This window comes from Agrobacterium sp. ES01 (assembly GCF_050320885.1).
GTDB lineage: Bacteria > Pseudomonadota > Alphaproteobacteria > Rhizobiales > Rhizobiaceae > Allorhizobium.
This window is the reverse complement of the sequence record NZ_JBNQTH010000003.1, coordinates 433,629-456,528: the sequence shown is the minus strand read 5'-3', so window position 1 is coordinate 456,528 and position 22,900 is coordinate 433,629. Positions and strand designations below refer to the sequence as shown.

Annotated in this window: 20 protein-coding genes and 1 other RNA gene; 13 read left to right on the top strand and 8 right to left on the bottom strand. The window is 57.8% G+C overall.

What is annotated here, in order from left to right:
* Window positions 1-12: 12 nt before the first annotated feature.
* A complete protein-coding gene (locus ACQQ2Q_RS11470; protein WP_428187195.1) occupies window positions 13-969 on the bottom strand; it encodes an alpha/beta fold hydrolase in 957 nt (318 codons plus the stop codon).
* Between the two features lie 337 nt (window positions 970-1,306).
* Here ACQQ2Q_RS11470 and ettA point away from each other — a divergent pair, with 337 nt between their 5' ends.
* The 4 genes from ettA (at window position 1,307) to ACQQ2Q_RS11450 (ending at window position 6,990) form a co-directional block, all read left to right on the top strand.
* Window positions 1,307-2,956: an energy-dependent translational throttle protein EttA gene (ettA, locus tag ACQQ2Q_RS11465; RefSeq protein WP_428187194.1), complete on the top strand. Its 1,650-nt coding sequence runs from the start codon at window positions 1,307-1,309 to the stop codon at window positions 2,954-2,956.
* Window positions 2,957-3,147: 191 nt separating this feature from the next.
* Complete coding sequence (locus tag ACQQ2Q_RS11460) at window positions 3,148-4,152, top strand: ArsR/SmtB family transcription factor (RefSeq protein ID WP_428187193.1); 1,005 nt, start codon at window positions 3,148-3,150, stop codon at window positions 4,150-4,152.
* Between the two features lie 3 nt (window positions 4,153-4,155).
* The gene (gene metF / locus ACQQ2Q_RS11455) at window positions 4,156-5,061 is read left to right on the top strand and encodes a methylenetetrahydrofolate reductase [NAD(P)H] (RefSeq protein WP_428187192.1); all 906 of its coding nucleotides are present in this window, start codon (window positions 4,156-4,158) and stop codon (window positions 5,059-5,061) included.
* A gap of 648 nt (window positions 5,062-5,709) precedes the next feature.
* Window positions 5,710-6,990: a cation:proton antiporter gene (locus ACQQ2Q_RS11450; protein ID WP_428187191.1), complete on the top strand. Its 1,281-nt coding sequence runs from the start codon at window positions 5,710-5,712 to the stop codon at window positions 6,988-6,990.
* A gap of 55 nt (window positions 6,991-7,045) precedes the next feature.
* Here ACQQ2Q_RS11450 and ACQQ2Q_RS11445 read toward each other — a convergent pair whose 3' ends face one another.
* The 7 genes from ACQQ2Q_RS11445 to ACQQ2Q_RS11415 form a co-directional block, all read right to left on the bottom strand.
* Window positions 7,046-8,230: a lytic murein transglycosylase gene (locus tag ACQQ2Q_RS11445; protein ID WP_428187190.1), complete on the bottom strand. Its 1,185-nt coding sequence runs from the start codon at window positions 8,228-8,230 to the stop codon at window positions 7,046-7,048.
* Between the two features lie 104 nt (window positions 8,231-8,334).
* A complete protein-coding gene (locus tag ACQQ2Q_RS11440) occupies window positions 8,335-9,117 on the bottom strand; it encodes a glycoside hydrolase family 25 protein (protein WP_428187189.1) in 783 nt (260 codons plus the stop codon).
* A 127-nt stretch (window positions 9,118-9,244) separates the two neighbouring features.
* Window positions 9,245-9,907, bottom strand: coding sequence for a class I SAM-dependent methyltransferase (locus tag ACQQ2Q_RS11435; RefSeq protein WP_428187188.1), 663 nt, complete (start codon window positions 9,905-9,907; stop codon window positions 9,245-9,247).
* Entirely contained in the window at window positions 9,907-11,154 is a 1,248-nt protein-coding gene (locus ACQQ2Q_RS11430) for a DUF3419 family protein (RefSeq protein WP_428187187.1), read from the bottom strand. Before ACQQ2Q_RS11430 ends, ACQQ2Q_RS11435 begins: the two co-directional genes overlap by 1 nt.
* A 132-nt stretch (window positions 11,155-11,286) precedes the next feature.
* Window positions 11,287-12,177, bottom strand: a complete 891-nt coding sequence (locus ACQQ2Q_RS11425; RefSeq protein WP_428187186.1) for a transglycosylase SLT domain-containing protein — start codon at window positions 12,175-12,177, stop codon at window positions 11,287-11,289.
* Between the two features lie 152 nt (window positions 12,178-12,329).
* Window positions 12,330-12,965: a LysE family translocator gene (locus ACQQ2Q_RS11420; protein WP_428187185.1), complete on the bottom strand. Its 636-nt coding sequence runs from the start codon at window positions 12,963-12,965 to the stop codon at window positions 12,330-12,332.
* A gap of 46 nt (window positions 12,966-13,011) precedes the next feature.
* Window positions 13,012-14,226, bottom strand: coding sequence for a pyrophosphate--fructose-6-phosphate 1-phosphotransferase (locus tag ACQQ2Q_RS11415; RefSeq protein WP_428187184.1), 1,215 nt, complete (start codon window positions 14,224-14,226; stop codon window positions 13,012-13,014).
* A gap of 449 nt (window positions 14,227-14,675) precedes the next feature.
* Here ACQQ2Q_RS11415 and ACQQ2Q_RS11410 point away from each other — a divergent pair, with 449 nt between their 5' ends.
* From ACQQ2Q_RS11410 to ACQQ2Q_RS11370, 9 genes are all read left to right on the top strand, one after another.
* Window positions 14,676-15,413, top strand: coding sequence for a TerB family tellurite resistance protein (locus ACQQ2Q_RS11410; protein WP_428187183.1), 738 nt, complete (start codon window positions 14,676-14,678; stop codon window positions 15,411-15,413).
* The gene (locus ACQQ2Q_RS11405) at window positions 15,410-16,171 is read left to right on the top strand and encodes an N-acetylmuramoyl-L-alanine amidase (RefSeq protein ID WP_428187182.1); all 762 of its coding nucleotides are present in this window, start codon (window positions 15,410-15,412) and stop codon (window positions 16,169-16,171) included. The genes ACQQ2Q_RS11410 and ACQQ2Q_RS11405 overlap by 4 nt, the downstream gene beginning before the upstream one ends.
* Window positions 16,172-16,434: 263 nt before the next feature.
* Window positions 16,435-16,950 carry a lytic transglycosylase domain-containing protein gene (locus tag ACQQ2Q_RS11400; protein WP_428187181.1) on the top strand — a complete coding sequence of 172 codons (516 nt, stop codon included), beginning with the start codon at window positions 16,435-16,437 and terminating at the stop codon, window positions 16,948-16,950.
* Between the two features lie 224 nt (window positions 16,951-17,174).
* Window positions 17,175-18,362: an NAD(P)/FAD-dependent oxidoreductase gene (locus ACQQ2Q_RS11395; protein ID WP_428187180.1), complete on the top strand. Its 1,188-nt coding sequence runs from the start codon at window positions 17,175-17,177 to the stop codon at window positions 18,360-18,362.
* A gap of 71 nt (window positions 18,363-18,433) precedes the next feature.
* Window positions 18,434-18,859: RNase P RNA component class A (rnpB, locus tag ACQQ2Q_RS11390), an RNA gene on the top strand.
* 379 nt (window positions 18,860-19,238) lie between these two features.
* On the top strand, window positions 19,239-19,679 hold the full coding sequence (mraZ, locus tag ACQQ2Q_RS11385; protein WP_428187179.1) for a division/cell wall cluster transcriptional repressor MraZ: 441 nt from the start codon (window positions 19,239-19,241) through the stop codon (window positions 19,677-19,679).
* Window positions 19,680-19,692: 13 nt separating this feature from the next.
* A complete protein-coding gene (gene rsmH / locus ACQQ2Q_RS11380) occupies window positions 19,693-20,718 on the top strand; it encodes a 16S rRNA (cytosine(1402)-N(4))-methyltransferase RsmH (protein WP_428187178.1) in 1,026 nt (341 codons plus the stop codon).
* A 6-nt stretch (window positions 20,719-20,724) separates the two neighbouring features.
* Window positions 20,725-21,093: a cell division protein FtsL gene (gene ftsL, locus ACQQ2Q_RS11375; protein WP_428187177.1), complete on the top strand. Its 369-nt coding sequence runs from the start codon at window positions 20,725-20,727 to the stop codon at window positions 21,091-21,093.
* Window positions 21,093-22,841 carry a peptidoglycan D,D-transpeptidase FtsI family protein gene (locus ACQQ2Q_RS11370; RefSeq protein WP_428187176.1) on the top strand — a complete coding sequence of 583 codons (1,749 nt, stop codon included), beginning with the start codon at window positions 21,093-21,095 and terminating at the stop codon, window positions 22,839-22,841. The genes ftsL and ACQQ2Q_RS11370 overlap by 1 nt, the downstream gene beginning before the upstream one ends.
* Window positions 22,842-22,900: the final 59 nt, after the last annotated feature.

Sequence of the window (22,900 nt, the reverse complement as noted above, 5' to 3'; positions counted from 1 at the left end):
AAAATCATGGCTTCATTCCGATTGGGTCTTGATCGCGTCGCCCGTGATATTGGCTGACGCACACCATTCGGCGAAGTCCGCCATGGCGATGTCCCGGCCCAATTCGTTCAGCGTTTCGTGGCGCATATCGTCGTAGATCCGCAAGGTGACGTTCGAGAAGTCTTTTTCCGTCAGGCGGCGTGCCATCCAGGCGACATCTTGTCCGCATCGCGTGGCCGGATCCTGTCCGCCACCGACCAGATGGATCGGCAGGTCCGCGCTCAGACGCGACAGGGCGCCCGGACGCAGCGGTGCCTTGGAGAATTCAATCACATCCGCCCACATACTGACGCTCGGCTCAAATCCACATAGCGGATCGGCGATGAATGCCCGCACGACTTCGTCATCATGCGACAGCCAGTCGGACAGGGTCTTGCGACCTTGGATGCTTTTGCCCCAGGCATCGAATGTTGCCTTTGCCATGATGAGGCTCGGAACGTCCGACCCCTTCAGCATGCGTTCGATCTTGAGGACGACTTTGGCGACATAGCCCGACAGGCCCGTATTGAAATTCGAATTCCAGATGGCCAGCGCCTGAAAGGCATCGGGCCTGGCAATTGCTGCATTCAGCGCAATCAGACCGCCCATGGAATGACCGAAGAGGATGACGGGCAGACCGGGATAAGTTTCAACCGCGTGATCGCGCATGGCCACAATATCGTCAATGACCTTGGCTGCCCCATGGCTCTTGGCAAAAATGCCTGGATCTGCGTCATTTGCCGTCGTCTCGCCATGGCCGCGGTGGTCATGGACAAAGACGTGACAGCCGCGCGCGGCCATGAATTCAGCAAAGGGCAGATAGCGCCGGGAATGTTCGGCGAGGCCGTGACTTACGACGAGGACGGCATAAGGGGCGCTCACCGCCTCCACTTGATGAAAAGCGAGACGGGCGCCGCTTGGCGCGTCGAGAAATTTGGGCGCGCTGGACATGTTTGACCTCCCTCAGTGACGACCTTTTTGTCGGTAGTCGTTTCGGCGCACAGTGGCGGCTTTTTGCGACTGCGTTAAGTGCCGATGAAGACTTGTCGGCTGATTTTTGCCGTGAGGAGGGATGGTTCTGGCGGTTCGACCGAAATTTACAACGATGTCGGAGATGTTGTTCGATCTACGCGCTGCCTTTCCGAGGCTGCCGTCATTCCCGTGGCACCTCCAACAGAAGTTGAGAAGCAATTGGCTCCACCGCAAATCACTCATTGGACATTGCCCCGGACAAGGCTTTCCCTTACATAGCGGGCAAATCCACACGCATTCGCGGAGCAATTATTCGATGGCACGTCAGTTCATCTATCATATGTCCGGGCTGAACAAGTCCTATGGCGCCAAGAAGATCCTTGAGAACGTCAACCTGTCTTTCTACCCGGATGCCAAGATCGGTATCCTCGGTCCGAACGGTGCCGGTAAGTCGACGGTGCTGCGCATCATCGCCGGCCAGGACAAGGAGTTCACAGGCGAAGCCTGGCTCGCCGAAGGTGCAACGGTCGGCTATCTCGAGCAGGAGCCGCATCTGGACGAGAGCAAGAATGCTTTCGAGAACGTGATGGTCGGAGTTGCTGCCAAGACCGCAATCGTCGAGCGCTATAATGAACTGATGATGAACTATTCCGACGAGACCGCCGATGAAGGCGCGCAGCTCCAGGATATCATCGACAGTCAGAACCTGTGGGATCTTGAGCAGCAGGTCGAAATGGCCATGGAAGCGCTGCGCTGCCCGCCGAAGGATTCCGACGTTTCGTTGCTGTCCGGTGGTGAGCGTCGTCGTATCGCGCTCTGCCGCCTGCTGCTGTCGCAGCCGGATCTGCTTCTGCTCGACGAACCGACCAACCATCTCGACGCCGAAACCATCGCCTGGCTTGAAAAACATCTGCGCGACTATCCGGGCGCCGTGATGATGATTACCCATGACCGCTACTTCCTCGACAATGTGACGGGCTGGATTCTGGAGCTCGACCGTGGTCGCGGCATTCCCTACGAAGGCAATTACTCTGCCTATCTGCAGGCGAAGGCCAAGCGTATGCAGCAGGAGCAGCGCGAAGAAGCCGGTCGGCAGAAATCGCTGTCGCGCGAGCAGGAATGGATTGCTTCCAGCCCCAAGGCACGTCAGGCCAAGTCCAAGGCCCGTATCAAGGCTTATGAACAGCTGGTGGATGCGGCCGAAGGCATTCGGCCCGGCGACGCACAGATCATCATCCCGGTCTCGGAGCGCCTTGGTCAGGTTGTCATCGAACTTGACGGCATTACCAAGGGCTTCGAAGGGCGCACACTGATCAACGACCTGTCGATCAAGCTGCCGCCGGGCGGCATTGTCGGCATCATCGGTCCGAACGGCGCGGGCAAGTCGACGCTGTTCAAGATGATCACCGGGCAGGAAACGCCGGATTCGGGTTCGATCCGTATCGGCGAGACCGTACAGCTCAGCTATGTGGACCAGAGCCGCGATGCGCTGGCCGGTGACAAGACCGTCTGGGAAGAAATTTCCGGTGGCGCAGAAATCGTCAAGCTCGGCAAGTTCGAGATGAACTCCCGCGCCTATTGCGGAGCGTTCAACTTCAAGGGTGGCGATCAGCAGCAGAAGGTCGCGAACCTGTCCGGTGGTCAGCGCAACCGCGTGCATCTGGCCAAGATGCTGAAGGCCGGCGGCAACGTGCTGCTGCTCGACGAGCCGACCAACGACCTCGATACCGAAACGCTGGGTGCGCTGGAAACGGCGCTGGAAAACTTCGCGGGCTGCGCCATCATCATCAGCCATGACCGCATGTTCCTCGACCGTCTGGCAACCCATATCCTGGCCTTTGAAGGCGACGGCCATGTGGAATGGTTCGAAGGCAATTTCGAGGATTACGAAGAGGACAAGGTTCGCCGCCTGGGCGCCGACGCGCTCAATCCAGGCAGCCAGTCCTACAAGCGCCTGACGCGATAAAGCAAATTCATAGTCGATGAATTCCAAAGCCCCGGGTGACCGGGGCTTTTTACGTCGTTACATTGCCGCGAACGGCGGGATGCGGGGGAGATGACGCACCGCTGCGAAGCGGCGTTTATCAATCGCGCTTGCGTCGCAAACAAAAACGATATAAAGATATGTTTATATCTTGATTGCGTCTGGTGGCTATTGTGAACTTCGGTATTGATAAACTGGTCGAATTGCTGAAAGCGGTCGGGGAACCGACGCGATTTCGTCTGCTCATGCTGCTTTCTGCGGGTGATCTGACGGTCACGGATCTTACAGAAATTCTGGGGCAATCCCAGCCGCGTATTTCACGACACTTGAAACTGTTGGGTGAGGCGGGTCTGATCGAGCGATATCAGGAAGGTGCCTGGGCCTATTTCCGACTGACGCAGGACGGAGATGCGGCAGCACTCATCCAGACCTTGCTGGCGAGCACCAAGTCCGATGATGCCGTTCTCAACCGTGACGGCGAACGGCTGGCGGCGGTCAAACGGAACCGCGCCGAAAGGGCACAATCCTATTTCAGCCGCAACGCATCCGAGTGGGATGAATTGCGCAGGCTTCACGTCGATGACGACCTTGTCGAATCGGCTCTGTTGAAGCTGGTTGGTGGCGAAGGTGCCGACAGCATGCTGGATCTTGGCACCGGTACCGGTCGTATTCTGCAGCTCTTATCTGACACATATCGGCGTGGCGTCGGCATCGATGCCAGCCGCGACATGCTGTCTGTGGCGCGCGCCAATCTCGACAAGGCGGGGGTCTTGAAAGCCTCCGTTCGTCAGGGCGATATTCTGAATCTGCCACTCGATGGCAACGAGTTCGATCTGGTCGTTATCCATCAGGTGCTTCACTTTCTCGTTCATCCAGAGCTCGCTCTGAACGAGGCTGCACGTATGCTCAAGCCCGGCGGAAGACTGGTCGTTATCGATCTGGCGCCTCACAGCCTCGACTATCTGCGGGAAGAACATGCCCACGAACGCCTCGGCTTTTCGCATTCGATGATGAGCGAATGGCTGTCGCGTGCGAACTTCTCTGTTGAAAAGATTGTCGATGTGGAGCCACGCGAGCCCAGCGCCAAGGCGCTGACTGTGACGATGTGGCTTGCCCGGCATGAAGCCGCCGTCGTGGACCTGAATGCGAAATTACCCAGACTTGTAGGGAGCAACTGATCAATGGCACTTATCGAGCACGGACCGCTGCGCGGACGCGATATCAAGCTCTCCTTTGAATTCTTTCCGCCGAAATCCCCGGATATGGAGGGCCAGCTCTGGTCCTGCATCGAAGAACTTGCCAGCTGGAATCCAGAGTTTGTGTCTGTGACCTATGGTGCAGGCGGGACGACGCGCGAACCGACCTTGGCGACGGTGAAGCGATTGATTTCGGATACACGTCTTCCAACGGCGGCGCATCTTACATGCGTGGGCGCAAGCCGGGACGAGGTGCGTCGGGTCGTAGACGAGTTCAAGGCCGTCGGTGTGCGCCATTTCGTGGCCTTGCGGGGCGACCCTCAAGATGGTGTTGGCGCTGCCTACACGCCGCATCCCGAGGGATTTACCAATGCCGCCGATCTTGCGCTCGGTTTGCGCGAGATGGGAGATTTTGAGGTGTCGGTCTCGGCCTATCCGGAAAAGCATCCGGAAAGTGCCGATATCCAGGCGGATATCGAGATGCTCAAGCGCAAGGTCGACAATGGTGCGACGCGCGCGCTAACCCAGTTCTTCTTCGATAACATGGCCTTCGTGCGTTATCTTGAAAAGGTGAGGGCCGCCGGTATCACGATCCCCATCGTTCCGGGTATCATGCCGATCCTGAACCTTGCGCAGCTGAAGCGCTTTGCCGGTGCCTGTGGCGCGACTGTGCCTTCCGTGCTCGACGCGCGATTTGCCGGACTGGAGGATGATCCTCGCAAAAGGGCGGAAGTGGCCGCTGAAATTGCGTCCGAGCAGATCATCGATCTGGCCCAAAAAGGGGTGGACGAGTTCCACATCTATACGATGAATCGGTCGCCACTGGTTAACGCGACGCTCGAAAAAATCGGTCTTCGCCGAGATGCAGAACGGATGGCTGGAGCAGCCTGAGCCTCTTTTGTTTTTGAAGCCCGTCTATCTGCAAAGCGCCACGATCACGCGGCGCTTTGCCGTTTCTGGATTAGGGGCGCATTGGAATCAATGCGCTATAGGTGGGGTTTTGCGGCCCTGATCTCCCAGGCCTAAAGGACGATTTTTGCGTCCGTTTCTGCTATTTTTTTGTTTTTCTTAGATAAACAGCATCACTGTTACGAACACAAACGCTGCACTGACGATCAGGACATTTAGAGAACGAGTTAGTCCCATGTCTGCCTCCTTAGCGTTGACGTGGTGATACTATGTCCGTTTTGTGTCGATTGAAAAGTAAATTTTATGCTGCATTGCGGCAACACTCGGTGGATAACTTTCTGCGTTAGATAGCAAGCAATTGAAATTCCATGGATATGCTGAGATCCGGCCGCGCTGATTTAAATTAACAATTCTTACCGTCGGGTAACCAATGCGGCAGCGCATGTTCCAATGTGCAACAAATGCGTGCCGGAACTCGATTTGCCAGCAGGCAACAGAAGTGCGAAAAATTGGACATGACTCACACGCAAGGGAGATCCTGCGCTGGAAACCGTCACTGAAACCATTTCCCATTCAACCGGTCATACGGCCGATCTCGTTGCCATTGCCGGCGTTATTGCCGTCGCGACTGTGCTGGGATTGATGTTCCTGTGGCTACGTCAGCCACCGCTGGTCGGTTTTATCGTGGCTGGGGTGGCCCTGGGGCCGACCGGTGCCGGTTTTATCGCCAATTCCGACAATGTGGCGCTTCTGGCCGAGATGGGCGTCGTCATGCTGCTATTCTTCATCGGCATGGAATTGTCGGTGCGCGCCTTCATCCTGACGCTGAGGCAGGCCTTGATCGTCATGGGTGGGCAGTTGCTGGCAGCCCTTCTGCTGGGCTTCGGAATCGCACAGATTACCGGAGCGTCGCATTCCGAAGCGATCATTCTGGGCTTCATCATCGGCATTTCCTCGACGGTGGTGGCAATGAAAATGCTGGAGGAGATGGGGGTCTTGCGCGGAGAGGCGGGGCGGGTGGCCGTCGCCGTGCTGATTGCCCAGGACATTGCCGTTGTGCCGATGCTTATTTTTGCCTCCAGCCTTGGCGGCGAAACTGTGGATTACGCCCTGATTGCCAAGAAGATGGTGGTGGCGCTCGGCTTGCTGGGCGGGTTGCTGTGGTGGTTCGGCGGCCACCGGAAACTGAAAATCCCGTTTGCAGAACGCGTCGAAGACAAGATCGAGATCCTCGCTCTGGGGTCTCTTGCTGTATGCTTCACGGCCGCGTCCGTTTCCGGTGTCGCCGGACTTTCTCCCGCCTACGGTGCCTTTCTGGCCGGATTGCTCGTCGGAAACTCGACCTTGCGCAGCCGCGTCATTCCGGTGATCGAGCCGATCCAGAGCGTATTGCTTGTGGTGTTCTTCTTGTCGATCGGTCTGTTGATCGATCTCAACTTTATCTGGGAGCATTTGTGGACAGTGCTGTTCGTCTCGCTGTTCGTGATCGCGGCCAAGACTTCGCTCAACATTTTCCTATTGCGCAAAACGGGGGCCAGTCCACAGACGGCACTGATTGCCGGTCTTTCGATGGCACAGATCGGCGAGTTCTCGTTCGTGCTGTCGGCCGCCGGTTTTTCGAGCGGTGCGCTGGGCTATGATCTGTTCCGCCTGTCCATTGCGGTTACCGCCGTATCGCTGTTGCTGTCGCCCCTTTGGGGAAGCGTTTTGCACCGGCTCGAAGGCTATGCCAGCGAGGGCCTGCAGAATTATCGACAAGCGCTGGCCAAGGCCTATGCCCATGAGCTGTATGAGGTGCATCGCGGTCGCGAAGCCCTGGTGCTTGCGCGTTACTGGGCGAAGGTGCGCTATCGCGCGATCCGGTTGACGATCTATCACCGCCGCCATGAGCGGGATCGTCGCAAGAGCTGACATGAAAAGGCGGCTTTGAGAGCCGCCTTTTTTGCAGAAATGCCGATGGTCTGTTTCAGAGCGCGTTCAGCAATGCGGGGGTCGGCCAGCCGTCAGCGGCCATGCCGCGCTTGGCCTGTTCCTTTTGTACCGCAAAGCGCGTGCCGGAACCCCAGATGCCGTCGATCTTGCCGACATCGTAGCCCATGGACTGTAGCTTGGTCTGGAGCGCCTTCATCTGATCGTTGCTGAGGCCCGGATCAGGATTGCCCTTCAGATAGGGTTCTGCGCCGGACAGGCGCGTGGCGAAATAGGCTGCCGACGTGGTGTAGATGAAGGACTGGTTCCATTCGAGATAGATGTTGAAGTTCGGATAGGCCATGAAGGCAGGACCGTGGCGACCCTGTGGCAACAGCAGTTCACCTTCAAGATTGCCGAACTGGGTGTTTCCGTCGCGCGGCTTGACGCCCAGGGCAAACCAGTCGGCGGCCTTCATGCCGCTGTCGAAGCCTGTCTTCTCCCACGGCAGGTTCTCGGGCACCGTTACTTCCTGGAACCAGGGCTGGCCCGCCTGATAGCCGAGATGCTGAATGAACTTGGCGGCGGTCATGATGGCGTCGGGAGAGCTGGATTTCAGGCTCACATGGCCATCGCCATCGCCATCCACGCCAAATGCCACGATGTCCTTCGGCAGCATCTGTACCTGACCGATTTCGCCGGCCCATGCGCCGGTATTGGTGGCTGGATCGACATCCCCATGCTCGACCATGGTGATCAGGGCCATCAATTGCGGACGGAACAGTTCGGGGCGGCGGCAGTCATGGGCAAGCGTTACAAGCGCGTTGCGGGTGTTGAAATCGCCCTGGACCGCCCCAAAATCGGTCTCCATGGCCCAGAAGGCGGTGATGACACCGGGCGCGACACCGTATTCGCGCTCTGCACGGTCAAAGACGCTCGCATATTCCTTCATCTTCTGGCGGCCGATATTCAGCCGTGCCTGGCTGACGGTGCGCTGGGAAAATTCGAGGAAGGTCTGCTTGAAGACACCCTGAGCGCGGTCGCGCGACAGGACCTTCTGGTCGATCTTCGCACCGGCAAGCGCCTTGTCGGCTGCGGCCGGAGAGGCACCGTTGGCGACAGCCTCGGCCTTTACGCCGGCCAGGAACGAGCCGAGATCACCGCCACATTGTTGGGCGGCAGCGGGGCCGGCCACGCAGGTGGTGACTGCAAGAGCGAGGGCGAGGCGAGAACGTGCGCGCATCGTTTGATCCTTCCGTGGGTCATATTGTCTATCGTTTTCGGTAGTCTACCGGAGGCTGCGCATATTCCAAAGGAACAAGGCGGAAGCATGGTGAGGCCAAGGCATCAGCCTTTGGTGACGGCTTCAACCCAGTTTTTCCAGTTTCGCTCGTTGCCGGCGAAGACGTTGATATCGGTATCGCCGCGGATGCCGGGGATGACGCCGGTGGAGGTGTATTGCCAGAAGGCCCATCGACGATCGGGATAGATTTCTTCCGGGTGCTGGGCGACGGCGCGAACCCAGAAGTGATAGTTCTTGAAATAACCGTCAAGGTTGTCGCGGTGGAAATCGACAGAGGTGTAGATGATCGGTCGCAGACCGTAATAGGCCTCGATACGGTCCATGAAGCGCTTCATCTCTGCGCGCACGGTAAAGGCGCTCGGGCGGTATTTGCAGGTCTTCGACGTGTGGTTCCACTCCACGTCAAGCACCGGCGGCAACTGCATGGCGTCCTTCGGCACATTCTGGATGAACCAATCTGCCTGTTCGTCTGCCGTCGAGCAGAAATAGTAGAAGTGATAGGGGGCATGGGCAACGCGCGCGGCACGGGCCTGCCGCCAATACTGGTCGAAGCGCGGATCGACCATGTCTTTGCCTTCGGTCGCCTTGATGAAGGCGAAGGCGACGCCCGAGCGACGCACGGTGGTCCAGTCGATATCGCCGTTCCACTTCGAAACGTCGATGCCGTGAACCTGATGACGATAAGGGGTCTTCTTGCCGAAATCCTGCGGATCCTTGTCGCCGAAGCGGGTCTTGATCGACGCGGTTTCCATGAGGTCGTAGCTTGCCGAGGTGCAGCCGCCAAGAAGCAGTGCAAAAGAGAGTACCGCCGGTAAGAGCCAACGCATGGGAGATCCGTTATCCGTGTTTGATCAAGACCCCTGATGCGGCGCACTTACGCAATACTCAGGAGCGCGTATCGCCATCTGAGGCCATCATGGTAAAAATTCAGTTAGGATCAACTCAAATATGTAATCAGGTTCGAATAATCGCATGCCAGGCATAGCCGCGGCCGATGCTTTCGAACTCCAGGGTGGCATTGCGTGCATGCGCCTGGGCTGCCAATTCGTCCCGTAGATCCGGCCGTGGCGTGACATGAAAGCGGTTGAGCCATGCCTTGAGCACAGTGTGGAAACCGCGGGGAAGGCCTTCCTGCTGGCCGAAGTCGACAATGTGGAGCGAGCCGCCGGGAGACAGGGCCGACAGGGCGGCACCGATGGCCTTTTTCCAGTCGGGTATCATCGACAGGGCGTAGGAGATCAAAATTCGCTCGAAGTCGTCTTCGCCAAATTCTGACGGTGCGAAGCCTGTGGCATCTGCGACCTTGAAGATTGGCGACTGCCGCTTGTTGCGAAAGCTTGCCTTTGCCGAGGTGAGCATTTCCGCGGAAATGTCCAGGCCATAGAGCCTTGCTTCGGGATAGGCCTTGTGGGCCATCAGCAGATTGCGCCCCGTGCCGCAGGCGACTTCCAGCAATCGGCCGTCGTCTGGAACATCGAGACGCCTGATCGCGCGGTCGCGCCCGAACAGGTAATATTTGCGGGTCAGATCGTAGATGTGGCGCTGATAGCGGTACATTTGGTCCATGCGCTCGGCATGGCCGGATGTCTCAATTGCCGCGCCGTTGTCCGCCGGCATCAGGATGCTTTCTCGTAGATATGAAAGCCACCATAGATCGCGGATCGATCCTTGGCATTCAGCGCCCTGGACATGCCTTCGAGATAGGTCCACTGCGCGGCTATGGAATTTGGCAGGCGGCCTTCGATGATGCTTTTTTCGGCAGCCGTGCGGAAGATCACGCGGGCAGCGGGTGCCGACGTTCTGCTGATCTCGCTCCAAAGTTGACCGATCTGTCCATCATTCATCCAGTCCTGCGCATCCAGCAGCACGTAGCGATCAACCGAGGCGGATGGTTTTTCGGCCAGCAGTTCGGTGAAGCTTGCATGATGCACGCTGACACGCTCGGCATTGCGGCGGATCGACTGATAGTGTTCGCGCTGCAGATAAGTCGGCAACAGGCCCTCATCGGCATAGGGATAGCGGCGCACGAAGGCTTGCCAGGCAAAATAATTGTCCTTCAACGGAAAATGACAGGCGAGCTTTTCCAGGCGGTGCTTGAGCACCGGCGCAATGGTCCCGTTATCGGCAAGGCTCGCGAGTTCGTCATATTGGCGCGGCGGAATGCCAAGGCCAAACAGCGAACTCTTGCGCTCCGTCATCCAGCGGATCATCGGCTTGTCGAACAGCGGTGCGACACGGTCCTCGAAGAACTGACGCTGTTCGCGCAAGGTGCGGGTCCTGGCGAATTCTTCCAGCCGAACACCATGCAGCCGGGCGATCAGGTGGCCGACCGCGATGAAGCGGCCAAGCAGCCCCGTGCGATAGAAATTGCCGTTGAAGACGCTGATGCGGCGACGTCCGGTCAGGCTTCTTTTGTTCCAATAGGCACGCGTATCCGCATCGAGATTGGGGGCGATATAGCGGTCGAAACTGCGGCTGTTGGAGCGGATACGTTCACGGCCGAAATGAGCGACCAGCGTCTTATAGTCCGGAAGGTGCTGGAAGGCGGCAAGCTTCAACCTGTTGAGCGCGATATGGTTGGGATTGAGGTCGACGACATCGATCTTGGCGGGGCTGCGCGAGAGGTAGGCCAGCATGTTGCAGCCGCCGGAGCCGATGGTGACGACGCGATGGCCGGCTGCCAGTTCCATGGCCTCCATGTCGACATCGGGATCCTCCCAGATCTGTGGATAGACGAGACCGGAAAACAGCAGCCCGAAAAGGCGTTCAGACAGCCCATCCCTGCTAAGCGCCTTATGCTGGAGAAGTGCGGTCTTGAGTTTGCGGTTCCCGCGGAAACCGGCCTCCGGTGCAAGCTCGGTCATCTGATGCAGCCATCCGTTTCGGTTCCAAGCCGTTTAAACGCGACGTGCTACAGTTTCATGACGCGGGTTGTGGGAAACGCCTTGAAAACCGGTCGAATGCTTCAGTTTGAACGCGATGCAGTGGATGCCAAATTAACGGAATACGTGCAGCATGCCGCGGCGCTTGGCGTCGTAATAGTAGCCGCGGGCATAGAGTCTGACGGCATTGTCCGAGCTCTTGTCGGCGACAAGCCAGGCACCGCGCAGATATTTGATGGCGTATTTGAGATTGTTTTCCGCATCGAACAGACCATTGGCGGGGCCCCGATAGCCCATCGATTTGGCCGTCGCATATTTGATCTGCATCAGGCCGTAATGGCCATTGTTGAAGGCTGCCGGATTGTACCGGCTTTCGCGGTGAACGACACGGTGCACCAGCGCTTCCGGAATCTCGTAGACCGCTGCATATTTGCGGATCAGGCTGTTGATGACGGTTGGACCCGTGGTCGCCGGGGCGGCCTGTAAGTCCGGTGCAGTCGCAGGCGGTGTGACGTCGAACTGGCTGTCGAGCGCTGCACCGGCATTGGCAGCCGATGGCGCGGCATAGGCAAGGGCGTCGCCGGGCTTTGGCGTTGGCACGATGGTCTGGACGGACGTGACTTCCTGCGGCAACTCGGTGTCAGTTGACGCATCGGCAAGTGTGGTCAGTGTATCGGGATTGTCCGAGGCGGGCATTGCCGGTGTCTGCAACGCGTCGTTCTGCTTGGCGTCCATGACGGCGACGGCATCGCCCACTGTCGGAGCGTCGGCCGGGTTCTGCAACGCGGCTTCACGCGATGTCGGCACGGGGGCATGTGAATTCGATCCGGGAACGAGGGGGCCCGGTTCTGCCGGTTGCTGCATGGCAAGCGACGTGCCGGCTGACGGGTTGGATTTAAGCTCCTGGCGAGCCGCACTTTCCAGTCCGCTGGTACAGCCCGCAAGGCCTATCAGCGTTGTCGCTGATGCCAAAATTCCGATGCTGCGAAAATTGCGCGCAATCATGCCTGATCCCATGTTCCCCAATCGCATGCACCCTCACAAACGAGTCAGTGCAAGCTCCATAATTCGGGTTTCCACGAACTCGCGGCCAAATTGCGGCACCGAGGTGGCAGTCATGCCCGATCAACAGCTTTGCTATGCGTGTGTGACTGCAATCACGCAGCGATCTTGCGATACCCTGCCGTTACTGCGCCGGCTGCAATCAGCAACGTGCCGCCGGTGCGGTTAACAGCGCGCTGCACGGTGTGCTTGCGGATAAAGACGCGGGCCTTGTCGGCAATCAGCGCATAGACGAGTGCATTGATGGCAGCGAGCGTGACGAAGGTCGCCTCAAGCACGATCATTTGCGGCAGAAACGGCTGCGTGGCATCGATGAATTGCGGAACGAAGGCCACGAAGAAAACGATGCTTTTCGGGTTGAGTGCCGTCACCGCAAAGGCATGCAACACGATGCGCAGCGGGCTTTGTTCGCGTAGATTATCGTTGTCGGCAAGCGGGCCATCGCCAACCGGCGCCCGCCACAGGCGGATGCCGAGATAGACGAGATAAGCACCGCCGATCCAACGCAGGACCGTATAGGCCTCCGCAGAGGTGGCCAAAATTGCGCCGAGACCGAGGATCGAGGCTGTCATGGCGACGAAATCGCCCAAAGACACACCGGTCACCGTCGCCAATGCCGTTTTTCGACCATGGCCGAGCGCATAGGATACCACGAGCAGAATCGTGGGTCCGGGTATCGCCAGAAGCACCGCAGATGCGGCGGCGAATGCCAACCAATGTTCAAACGACATGATTCAATCCTCCTGATTGAGACCAAGCCACCGAAACGGGATGCCGTCAATTGGCTGGTTTAAATTTCTGCCCCATGTGATGCATAACGGTCTTGAACCATGGCGTTTCCAAGTCAAAGGCTTTGCCGCCCTTGATACGCGGAAATTCGATGGTGCGCAGTTGGCCGTTTCGATCCTCATCATGACCGGTTACGCCTGACACGCCGTTGAGGCCGCTTTCGACTGCCAGATCGACCATTCCCTGGATCAGGCGCAGATCATCATAATTGGCTGGTGCGGAACGTGCGTAGTAGCCGGACTTTTGGACAATCGAACGTTCAGCCTTCAAAAGCTTGGCGAAGTGCTGCTGGAACCACTGGCCGACATTGATGGTGTCGATCTTCACATGCCCAAATGCGTCGCGCTTGATTTCGGCACCGGCTGCTTCGCGGTCGGCAACGATTTCATGGAGGCAGGCACCCTCGGAGACGAACAGCGTGACGAAGCCGGTTCTGTCCATGATTTCCAGAAGGCGCGCGCCTTCGGCTTCCATGTCGAAATGGGTTTCAGGCAGATAGAGCCCATCGATATTCTTGAGCTCCGTGTTCATCATGAAGCCTTCGATATATTCGTTGTTCTTGGTGCGCTCGATATAGGCGCGCGCGGTGGCCGCGGTCAGCCAGCCGCAGTGGCGGCCCATCACTTCGTGGATAACGAGTGTGCGTGGGGCGGCACTTTGTTCATTGGACACGTGGTCGAAGAAGCGGGCGCCGACTTCGGCTGCCGTCCAGGCACCCAGCGACTGCTTGATCGGAACAACATCGTTGTCGACCGTTTTGGGCAGGCCGACGACCGTCAGGTCATAGCCATTGGCGCCAAGATAGGCGGCCAGGTCGGCAGCCGTTGTGTTGGTGTCGTCGCCGCCAATGGTGTGGAGGATCGTGACGCCTTCATCGGCAAGCCGTTCAGCGGCCACTCTCAGAGGATTTTCGCCTTCCTTGATCAGGCCATTCTTCACGCAGTCGGCGGCATTTGTCAGCTTGACGCGGCTATTGCCGATCGGCGAACCGCCATAGCGGTGCAGCAGATGGGCTTTTTCTCGCATGTCGCGGGTGATATCGATCTTGTAGTCCATCAGCAGACCGCGATAGCCGGATTTATAGGCCACAATGTCGGTGTCGGGGGCGATATCGGTATAGCGCTCGATCAGTCCGCCAACAGCAGACGAGAGGCACGGGGCGAGGCCGCCAGCGGTGAGCATTGCAACTTTTTGTTTGGGCACACGATCCTCCTGAGGCTTACGCACACTGAATGTCCATCTGTGAACGGACCATGGATGCGACAGGTGACGGGAGCGTGTAAAGTGAATTTACGAAGAAATTCGGGCATTTCGCCGCTATCGACAGGCGATTGCAAAACTCGCGCGAATATAATCGTTTCAAAGGCTGGGTGCTCGCGTATAGGTGGTGGCGCTTATGCGCATTGATCCAGCTGCAAACGGTAACATGGCAAAATGCCGGGCTGACTGCGATATCGGGGACGGACGATCTGTCGCGCAGCAGAGGCTTTGATCCGACGTCGATGGAGATGATCGATTTCGCGCCGCTTTCCCGGATTTCACCCTGTCCATTAGGAATGCATCAACTTTATGCAAGGGAAGGTGAATAAAGTTTAATGTCGAAGGGGCTGCTCTCGCTTGCTTTTTCGGCGATTATTTGGTCAAGCTTCGACATGATATTTGATTTCTTTTGCGAACAAGCATCTTCGATCTGGGAGCGACTGCTGGGTGCGGTCGCCGACGCTGCTGGCAATGTGCTTGGCGGTCTGGTCGAAGCTGTTCGCACCGCATTCGAGGGTGACCCCGAGACGCGCCGCCGTGTTTCCTTCTCTGTCGCGATCATCGCGCTGTCGGCCAAGATGGCCAAAGCCGATGGTGTGGTGACGACCGCCGAGGTCGATGCCTTTCGCAGCATTTTCGATTTCCCACCGGAAGAAGCCAAGAATGTTGCGCGCCTCTATAATCTGGCGCGGCAGGATGTGGCTGGTTACGAGTCCTATGCTGAACGTCTGGCGGCGATGTGCCGAACCTGCGAACTGCATTGCCCTGTTCTGGAAGACATTATCGACGGTCTTTTCCATATCGCCAAGGCAGATGGGCTCGTCCATGAAAGCGAAATGGCCTTTCTGGGCCGTATCGCCGAGATCTTCGGTTTAAGCGAGCAGCGTTTCGAAGAGATCACCCGTCGCCATCTGCATCTGGAGGGCGATCCCTATGGCGTTCTCGGCGTTTCGCCCGAGGATGATTTTGCCACGATCCGTCAGCGCTACCGGGCTCTCGCGTCCGAGCACCATCCTGACCGGCTTCATGCGCGTGGCGTGCCGTCGGAGTTTCATGCGCTGGCGCATCAGCGTATGGCGTCCTTCAATGCGGCCTATGAAGCGATCGAGAAAGAACGCCGCGCCGCATGACGCTGTTTGATGCCGACTATCCCGGCGCAATAATCCTGCCATCTCCCAATCATGGTGAACGTGTCGGTGTGTCGACGCCGGATATGATTATCCTGCATTATACCGGTATGCCGACGGAGGAGGGGGCTCTCTCCTGGCTTGCCGCCGAGGAGAGTCAGGTTTCCTGTCACTATTTCGTTCATGGCGACGGTCGCATCGTGCAGATGGTGCCGGAGAGCCGCCGCGCCTGGCATGCGGGCAAAAGCTGTTGGGATGGCGAAACCGACATCAATTCCCGTTCGATCGGAATCGAGATCGCCAATGGCGGTCATCCCTCTGGCTTGCCTGATTTTCCATCGGCGCAGATCGATGCCGTCGTCGAATTGTGTCAAAAATGTGTCGAGCGCTATGTTATTGCCCCGGAACGTGTGCTAGGACACTCGGATATTGCCCCTGTTCGCAAGGTTGATCCGGGTGAAAATTTCCCCTGGGAAAAACTGCATCGGCAGGGTGTGGGCCACTATGTAGAACCGGTGCAGGTATCCGGCGGTCGGTTCTTCCAGCACGGGGATCAGGGGCAGCCGGTCGAGGCCCTGCAGTCGATGCTGTCTCTCTACGGTTACAATGTTGATATCACCGGCGAATTCTGTGAAAAAACCAAGGGTGTGGTGGAGGCTTTTCAGCGCCATTTCCGACCCTCACTGGTCGATGGAATTGCTGACATGTCGACGATTGAGACGCTTGCTCGACTGCTTCGTTCGCTTCCGCGTTTCGCTTGACAGGCTGCTCAATTGTGGTGCGACAACCTGTCCGGGTAGAGCCGCTGCGGCTGGAAAATGTTGCGTTGCCACAGGAAATCCATATTGCGCCGGTCTAAAGACCCTCGCTGAGCGGCGGGTTGGCGTCCTAAATACCTCATGGCCTCCCGCAGAGATCAACGTTAAGGGCAAGTGACCGATGGCGTTCCCCTGGAACCCCAAACGGATAAGGCGTGCGGAGACATGCCGGGTCTTGCCCTTCGGTTCGGAGACTGAAGGTTTACATGAAAAGACTGGTTATTGCTGCTGCGGCAAGCATCGCTATTGCTATGACTTCTTTTGGCGGCGCGTTTGCCAAAGAGAAGGAAAATCACATCATCAAGCCGTTGTTCCCGCTGTCGGGCAGCGTGGAGAGTGCAAAGGTTGAGAAGGCTCCCTACGGCAAGCTGATCTCGAAATACGCCGCCAAGTACGGTGTGCCTGTGAACCTTGCGCATGCTGTTGTTCGTATCGAAAGCAACTTCAACCCGAAGGCTCGCGGCAGTGCTGGAGAAATCGGCCTGATGCAGATCAAGCCAGCCACGGCTCGCATGATGGGCTACCATGGTGGGGCAAAGGGACTTTATGATCCCGAGACCAATATCCGCTTTGGAATGATGTATCTTGCGGCAGCGCATGAACTTGGCGGTGGTCAAACATGCCAGACCATCCTCAAATACAATGCCGGTCATGGTGCAAAGCGCATGAATCCGGTATCAAAGCGCTATTGCGGGAAGGTGCAGGCGCTTCTGCATTCCTGATCACTGCGGGCCATTTTCAGATATTGGCCAGAACAAGGGCGACCCCATCAGGGTGCGCCCTTTTTTCGTGCTGAGCGACGGCGCTGGACATAGAACTTGCTGGCATGGCGTTTGTTCCCAAGGCTGAGAATTTTTTTATCGGACGTGTGTGTCGTGCTTCCACCGATGATTTCAGGTCTGCTACCTAGGCTTCTGAATGCAAACGGAATCAAGGCTGGTCTTTCATGAGTGAGCGGTTCGAATCGATCGTCATTGGCGCAGGCATGATGGGGGCTGCTGCTGCAAAATATCTGGCGCGCCAGTCACATGGGGTCGCATTGATAGGCCCAGGTGAACCTGCCGATACCGCAGGCCATTCGGGCGTTTTTGCCAGCCACTATGATGAGGCGCGGATCACCCGAACCATCGATGCCAATGAAAACTGGGCCAGGCTCGCCCATCGATCCATTGCCCGTTATGCCGATATCGCCACAGAAAGCGGCATTTCGTTTTACGAGGAAGCGGGTTGCCTGATCGTGGGGCCGGAACCGCACGGGCCCGATTGCTATATCGCCGATGTCAAATCAGCCGCCGAGCGGCTGGCAGTCAAGACGCAGACGCTTGACGACGCACAATTGGGGCCTGAGTTTCCGTACTTCTCCTTTGAGCAAGGTAGTGAGGGTGTATTCGAGCAAGCGAATGCCGGCTACGTCAATCCGCGCCGTCTGGTGAAGGCGCAAGGTGTTCTTGCTCATCAAGCCGGCGCTCGGTTGATCGAGGAAACGGTGGCTTCGGTCCGTGAGCAGGCCACCGGGGTCGAGGTGGCAACCTTTGAGGGGCAGACATATCTGGCAGACAGAGTTTTGGTCGCAGCCGGCGGATTTTCCATTGCAGCCGGCTTGTTGCCGCGACGGCTGGATTTGCAGGTCTTTGCCCGAACCGTCGCCCTATTCGAAATAGCCGAAGCTGAAGCTGGCGACTATGCCGGGATGCCTTCGCTCATCTCCGCGCCGTCCGTTCCAACCGATCACATCTATCTGCTGCCGCCTGTGCGCTACCCGGATGGACGGCTTTATCTGAAGATCGGCGGAGATCCAGACGATCTCGTTTTGCAAGACGAAGCGGCGGTGAGGGCGTGGTTCCACAGCGGCGGACGCGAGAGCACGCGGCTCCACTTGAAGCGAATCGCGGAGGGTCTGGTACCGTCGCTGAAAGGCATTGAGCCGCATATGGCCGCCTGCGTGACCAGCTTCACCCCGAACAACTATCCAGCGATTGGCTATGCGAGTGAACGGATTGCCGTGCTGGCAGGCGGGTGCGGGCAGGCTGCGAAAAGCTCGGATGAAATCGGCCGTCTCGGCGCTGAGATGCTGCTGAGAGGGCATATCGAGGGCAACGACTATAGCGCCGATTTCACTCCGCAATTTCTCTGAGAGAAAGCGGCAGGTCCTTGTCTGGCATATTTTGTTGGCAATCGCAGGCTCAGTCGGTTATGGGAGCGCTGCCAGTCGGCCGGGCAGCCGCGCTTTACCAATGCCGAAAGGCGGTAGGGTGAGGAAAGTCCGGGCTCCACGGAAATACGGTGCCGGATAACGTCCGGCGAGGGTGACCTCAGGGAAAGTGCCACAGAAAGGAAACCGCCCCGCCTGCTTTTTCGCCCCATAGGGACGGCAAAGCTGGCGGGGTAAGGGTGAAAGGGTGGGGTAAGAGCCCACCGCGGACCTGGCGACAGGGACGGCATGGCAAACCCCACCGGGAGCAAGACCGAATAGGGATGACGCGGGCGGCGCAAGCCGCTACAGCCGGTTTCCGGGCAAGTCATCCGGGTGGGTTGCGAGAGGCAGCGTGCAAACGCTGTCCCAGATGAATGGCTGCCACGTTCCGGGCAACCGGAGCCTTACAGAACCCGGCTTACAGGCCGACTGGCAATTTCTCATTCGAACACGGGTACTTAGCAAGCGTCCTAGCAATAGGACGCTTGCAACTCATTGAATTAATTAAATAAAATTATGGATACCTAATATTCTGGGCCTCGGGAAAATAACTCTTCATTAATCTTAATGGCTTATAAAGTTTTGATGCCCCGAACCGCCTTCGATAGGCTCAATCCCATTGACGCCCAAATTGTCCCATGGTATCCCATAAGCACAATACAGACGGGCCTTTCGAGGCTCAATTTCATCAAAGCGGGAGCGGTTGTTCCGGTTCGCATGGCGAGCTGGTGTGTGGATCTTTGCCGCTTTTTTTGGTGTCGAGTTTGACGGGGTCTCTGTTTGGCCCTTCGCCGGTGGGAGCGGCGTCAGTTTCTGATGAACCGCTTCTTGTCCAATGCGACGAACAAGATCGATGCGAAGGGGCGGGTATCCGTTCCGGCGGCCTTTCGTTCTGTGCTCGCGCAGCGCGACATCCAGGAGCTTTACTGTCTTCAGGATTTCGTGTTTCCGGCCATCAGCGTCGGCGGGGCAGATCTGTTCGACCGGTACGAGCGGCAGCTGGCGGCGCTCGATCCGTTTTCGGCGGAGGCAAACGAGTTGTCTCTGCTGGTGCACGGTGGTGGATTGCATATGCGGCTCGATGGCGAGGGCCGCTTGATGGTAACGGATTTTATCCGCGAGTTTACCGGCATCACGACGGAAGTCGTTTTTGTTGGTCGTGCGGATCATTTTCAGCTTTGGCGGCCGGAGACCTTCCTGGAGGCTCAGGCGGCGGCGAGAGAGGGGCGCAGGCTGCGAGGGCTGCAGTCCCGGTAAGCGAGGGAACGGAATGGTGACGAATCTTGGCGGAGATTCATCTGATGCCGATGGCGGACTGGTTCGTCACATTCCGGTCCTTCTTGCTGAAGTGTTGGATGCGCTTTCTATCGATGGCGGCTCAGTCGTTCTCGATGGCACATTCGGTGCTGGCGGCTACACATCCGCGATCATGGATGCTGGCGCTGACGTCATTGCCGTCGACCGCGATCCCAATGCGATCGAGGCTGGCCGTGCGATGGTGGATGCCAGCAATGGCAAGCTTGCTTTGTTTCATTCTCGGTTCTCCAGGCTCGACGAGTTTGCGCCTGAGAGCGGCCTTGACGGGGTCGTTCTCGACATCGGCGTATCTTCCATGCAGATCGATGAGGCAGAGCGCGGGTTTTCCTTCCAGCGCAACGGGCCTCTCGACATGCGCATGTCGTCTAGCGGCGTGACGGCTGCAGATGTGGTCAATCGCGCCAAGGTTGGCGACCTGATCCGCATTTTCGGCTTTCTCGGCGAGGAAAAGAAGTCCGGTCGTATTGCCCGCGCCATCGAAAAGCGCCGCGCCGAACAACCTTTCACGACCACGCGCGATCTCGCAAATCTGATCGAGACCGTGAACCCCCGTAAAATGACTGACAAGATTCATCCGGCAACGCGCGTGTTCCAGGCGTTGCGGGTTTTCGTCAATGATGAACTCGGTGAACTGGCGCGCGCACTCTTTGCGGCTGAACGGGCTTTGAAGCCCGGCGGTCGGCTGGTGGTCGTGACCTTCCATTCACTGGAGGACCGCATCGTCAAAAAGTTCTTCTCCGAGCGCTCGGGCAAGGCGGGCGGTTCGCGGCACATGCCCATGGTCAACGTCGTTCCTGCGACGTTCAATCCAGTCGGAAAGGCCATGGTTTCCGCGAGCGAGGAAGAGGCAAATGCCAATCCGCGCGCGCGTTCGGCCAAGCTGCGCGCAGGTGTGCGCACCGAGGCACCGGCTGGAAAGGCCGACCTGTCAATCTTCGATCTGCCGGCGCTGGCGGACCTCGAGCGGATCGGAGGTTGATCGGCCATGCTTAAAACCATTGATATCATCATGATCGGGACCATGGTCGCTGCGGCTACAATTACCTATCAGATCAAGCACCATGCCGAGGACAAGCTCGAAGAGGTCCACAAGCTTGAGGCGGAAATCAAACTCGAGCACGACACGATAGACCTTCTGAAGGCGGACTGGGCGCTGCTGACGCAGCCGAACCGGCTGGAGCAATTGGTCAAGGTCTATGGCGATGAGCTGAAGCTCGAACCGACCGCACCCGATCAACTTGCGCGTCCCGATGAATTGCCCATGCGCCGCGATCAGCTTCCGCCCAAGGAGGAAATTGCAGAAGGTGAACATGCACCCACGGACGATATTTTAACCGGATCGGTGAAGCCATAATGTCATTTCTTTCCCGGCTCATGTTGCTCAAAAGCAAGGCGCATTTTTCCACAGACAGTCCTCGCGGCGGTGTGCCTGCCGATGGAATTTTCATCGGCGCCGGCAAGCGCAAGTCGGGGCTGGCGCGCAAGCGGGTCGGTTTGATGATTGCCGCCTTTGCGGTTGCCTATGGCGTCGTCGGCGTGCGGCTGATGCAGTATGGCTATGAGCAGCCGGAAGTGGTCTCCTCCATTCCGCCCGCTGACAGGTTGATGGCATCGCGCCCGGATATTCTCGACCGCAACGGTGAAGTGCTGGCGACCGATATTCGCACGGTGTCGCTGTTTGCCGAGCCGCACAAGATCGTCGATCCCGATGAGGCTGTCGAGAAACTCGCAACCGTCCTCAACGATCTCGACGTCAAGGATATTTATCGCAAGCTCTCCAACTCGAAGTCGCATTTTCAGTGGCTGCGCCGGCAGTTGACGCCCAAGCAGCAGAGCCAGATCCTGGCGCTTGGCATTCCAGGCATCGGCTTTCGCCCCGAAAAGCGCCGTTTCTATCCGGGAGGGGCTACGGCTTCGCATATCGTCGGTTACGTCAATATCGACAATCGCGGCATGTCGGGCATGGAAAAATATATCGACCAGCAGGGGCTTGCCGATCTGCGGGCGCTTGGGATGACGACAGATACACCGCTTGAGCCGGTAAAGCTGTCAATCGATCTGCGGGTGCAGAACATCGTTCACGATGTGGTCTCCGAAGCGCAGACAAAATATGAAGCCAAGGGGGCCGGCGCTGTCGTTCTCGATGTGCGCACCGGCGAGGTTCTCGCCATGGCTTCTTATCCCGATTTCGATCCCAACAATCCGGCCAGCGGTTCTGAAGAAGGCTGGCTGAACCGCATGTCGAACGGTACGTTCGAAATGGGGTCGACCTTCAAGTCTTTCACCACGGCGATGGCGCTGGATTCGGGCAAGGTAAAAATCACCGACTCATTCGATGCCAGCAAGCCGATCCGTATCGGCGGATTTACGATCAAGGATTTCCACGGCCAGCGCCGTGTGCTGACGGTGCCGGAAATCTTCAAATATTCATCCAATATCGGCACCGGCAAAATGGCCGATATCATCGGTATCGATGCCCATAAGGAATTCCTGACGCGTCTCGGCCTTTTGACCCGTATGGACACAGAATTGCCGGAAGTGAAAACGCCCAGCCAGCCGCGGGAATGGAAGAAGATCAATTCGATCACGATTTCCTTCGGCCACGGTGTGGCAACGACACCTCTGCAGACGGCGGTTGCCGGTGCCGCCCTCGTCAATGGCGGATATCTGATCGAGCCGACATTCCTGCCGCGGAACTCAGAGCAGGCGGCCCTGGTGGCCAAGAAGGTGATCCAGGACAAGACCAGTGACGAGATGCGCTATCTCTTCGGTTATAACGGGTTCGAGGGGTCCGGTCGCAATGCGCGTGTGCCAGGCTTCGATGTCGGCGGCAAGACCGGAACAGCCGACAAGGTGGTCAATGGTCGTTATGACTCGAAGCTCAACTTCAACGCATTCCTCGCAGCGTTTCCGATCAACGATCCGCAATATATCGTGCTGACCTTTTGTGACGAACCGCACAAGGGCAAGGACGGTCAGTCACCCATTGCCGGTTACACAGCTGCGCCCATGGTTCGCGACATAATTCGCAGAAGCGCCGCAATTCTCGGTGTAGAACCAAATTTCGGGGAAGCCGGTTCGGACTTGCTCGTATCATATTGAGGGATATTACTTCGCCGGGTGAGTCGTTGTTGATCCGGTGATGAGGGATAATACAGATC

Coding starts and splice junctions, on each gene's coding strand:
- ACQQ2Q_RS11425 (WP_428187186.1), bottom strand. CDS start 12,177: ATGATTGCGCGCAATTTTCGCAGCATCGGAATTTTGGCATCAGCGACA.
- ACQQ2Q_RS11370 (WP_428187176.1), top strand. CDS start 21,093: ATGTCATTTCTTTCCCGGCTCATGTTGCTCAAAAGCAAGGCGCATTTT.
- ettA (WP_428187194.1), top strand. CDS start 1,307: ATGGCACGTCAGTTCATCTATCATATGTCCGGGCTGAACAAGTCCTAT.
- mraZ (WP_428187179.1), top strand. CDS start 19,239: ATGAACCGCTTCTTGTCCAATGCGACGAACAAGATCGATGCGAAGGGG.
- ACQQ2Q_RS11440 (WP_428187189.1), bottom strand. CDS start 9,117: ATGCGTTGGCTCTTACCGGCGGTACTCTCTTTTGCACTGCTTCTTGGC.
- ACQQ2Q_RS11435 (WP_428187188.1), bottom strand. CDS start 9,907: ATGCCGGCGGACAACGGCGCGGCAATTGAGACATCCGGCCATGCCGAG.
- ACQQ2Q_RS11405 (WP_428187182.1), top strand. CDS start 15,410: ATGACGCTGTTTGATGCCGACTATCCCGGCGCAATAATCCTGCCATCT.
- rsmH (WP_428187178.1), top strand. CDS start 19,693: ATGGTGACGAATCTTGGCGGAGATTCATCTGATGCCGATGGCGGACTG.
- ACQQ2Q_RS11445 (WP_428187190.1), bottom strand. CDS start 8,230: ATGCGCGCACGTTCTCGCCTCGCCCTCGCTCTTGCAGTCACCACCTGC.
- ACQQ2Q_RS11470 (WP_428187195.1), bottom strand. CDS start 969: ATGTCCAGCGCGCCCAAATTTCTCGACGCGCCAAGCGGCGCCCGTCTC.
- ftsL (WP_428187177.1), top strand. CDS start 20,725: ATGCTTAAAACCATTGATATCATCATGATCGGGACCATGGTCGCTGCG.
- ACQQ2Q_RS11400 (WP_428187181.1), top strand. CDS start 16,435: ATGAAAAGACTGGTTATTGCTGCTGCGGCAAGCATCGCTATTGCTATG.
- metF (WP_428187192.1), top strand. CDS start 4,156: ATGGCACTTATCGAGCACGGACCGCTGCGCGGACGCGATATCAAGCTC.
- ACQQ2Q_RS11430 (WP_428187187.1), bottom strand. CDS start 11,154: ATGACCGAGCTTGCACCGGAGGCCGGTTTCCGCGGGAACCGCAAACTC.
- ACQQ2Q_RS11420 (WP_428187185.1), bottom strand. CDS start 12,965: ATGTCGTTTGAACATTGGTTGGCATTCGCCGCCGCATCTGCGGTGCTT.
- ACQQ2Q_RS11395 (WP_428187180.1), top strand. CDS start 17,175: ATGAGTGAGCGGTTCGAATCGATCGTCATTGGCGCAGGCATGATGGGG.
- ACQQ2Q_RS11410 (WP_428187183.1), top strand. CDS start 14,676: ATGATATTTGATTTCTTTTGCGAACAAGCATCTTCGATCTGGGAGCGA.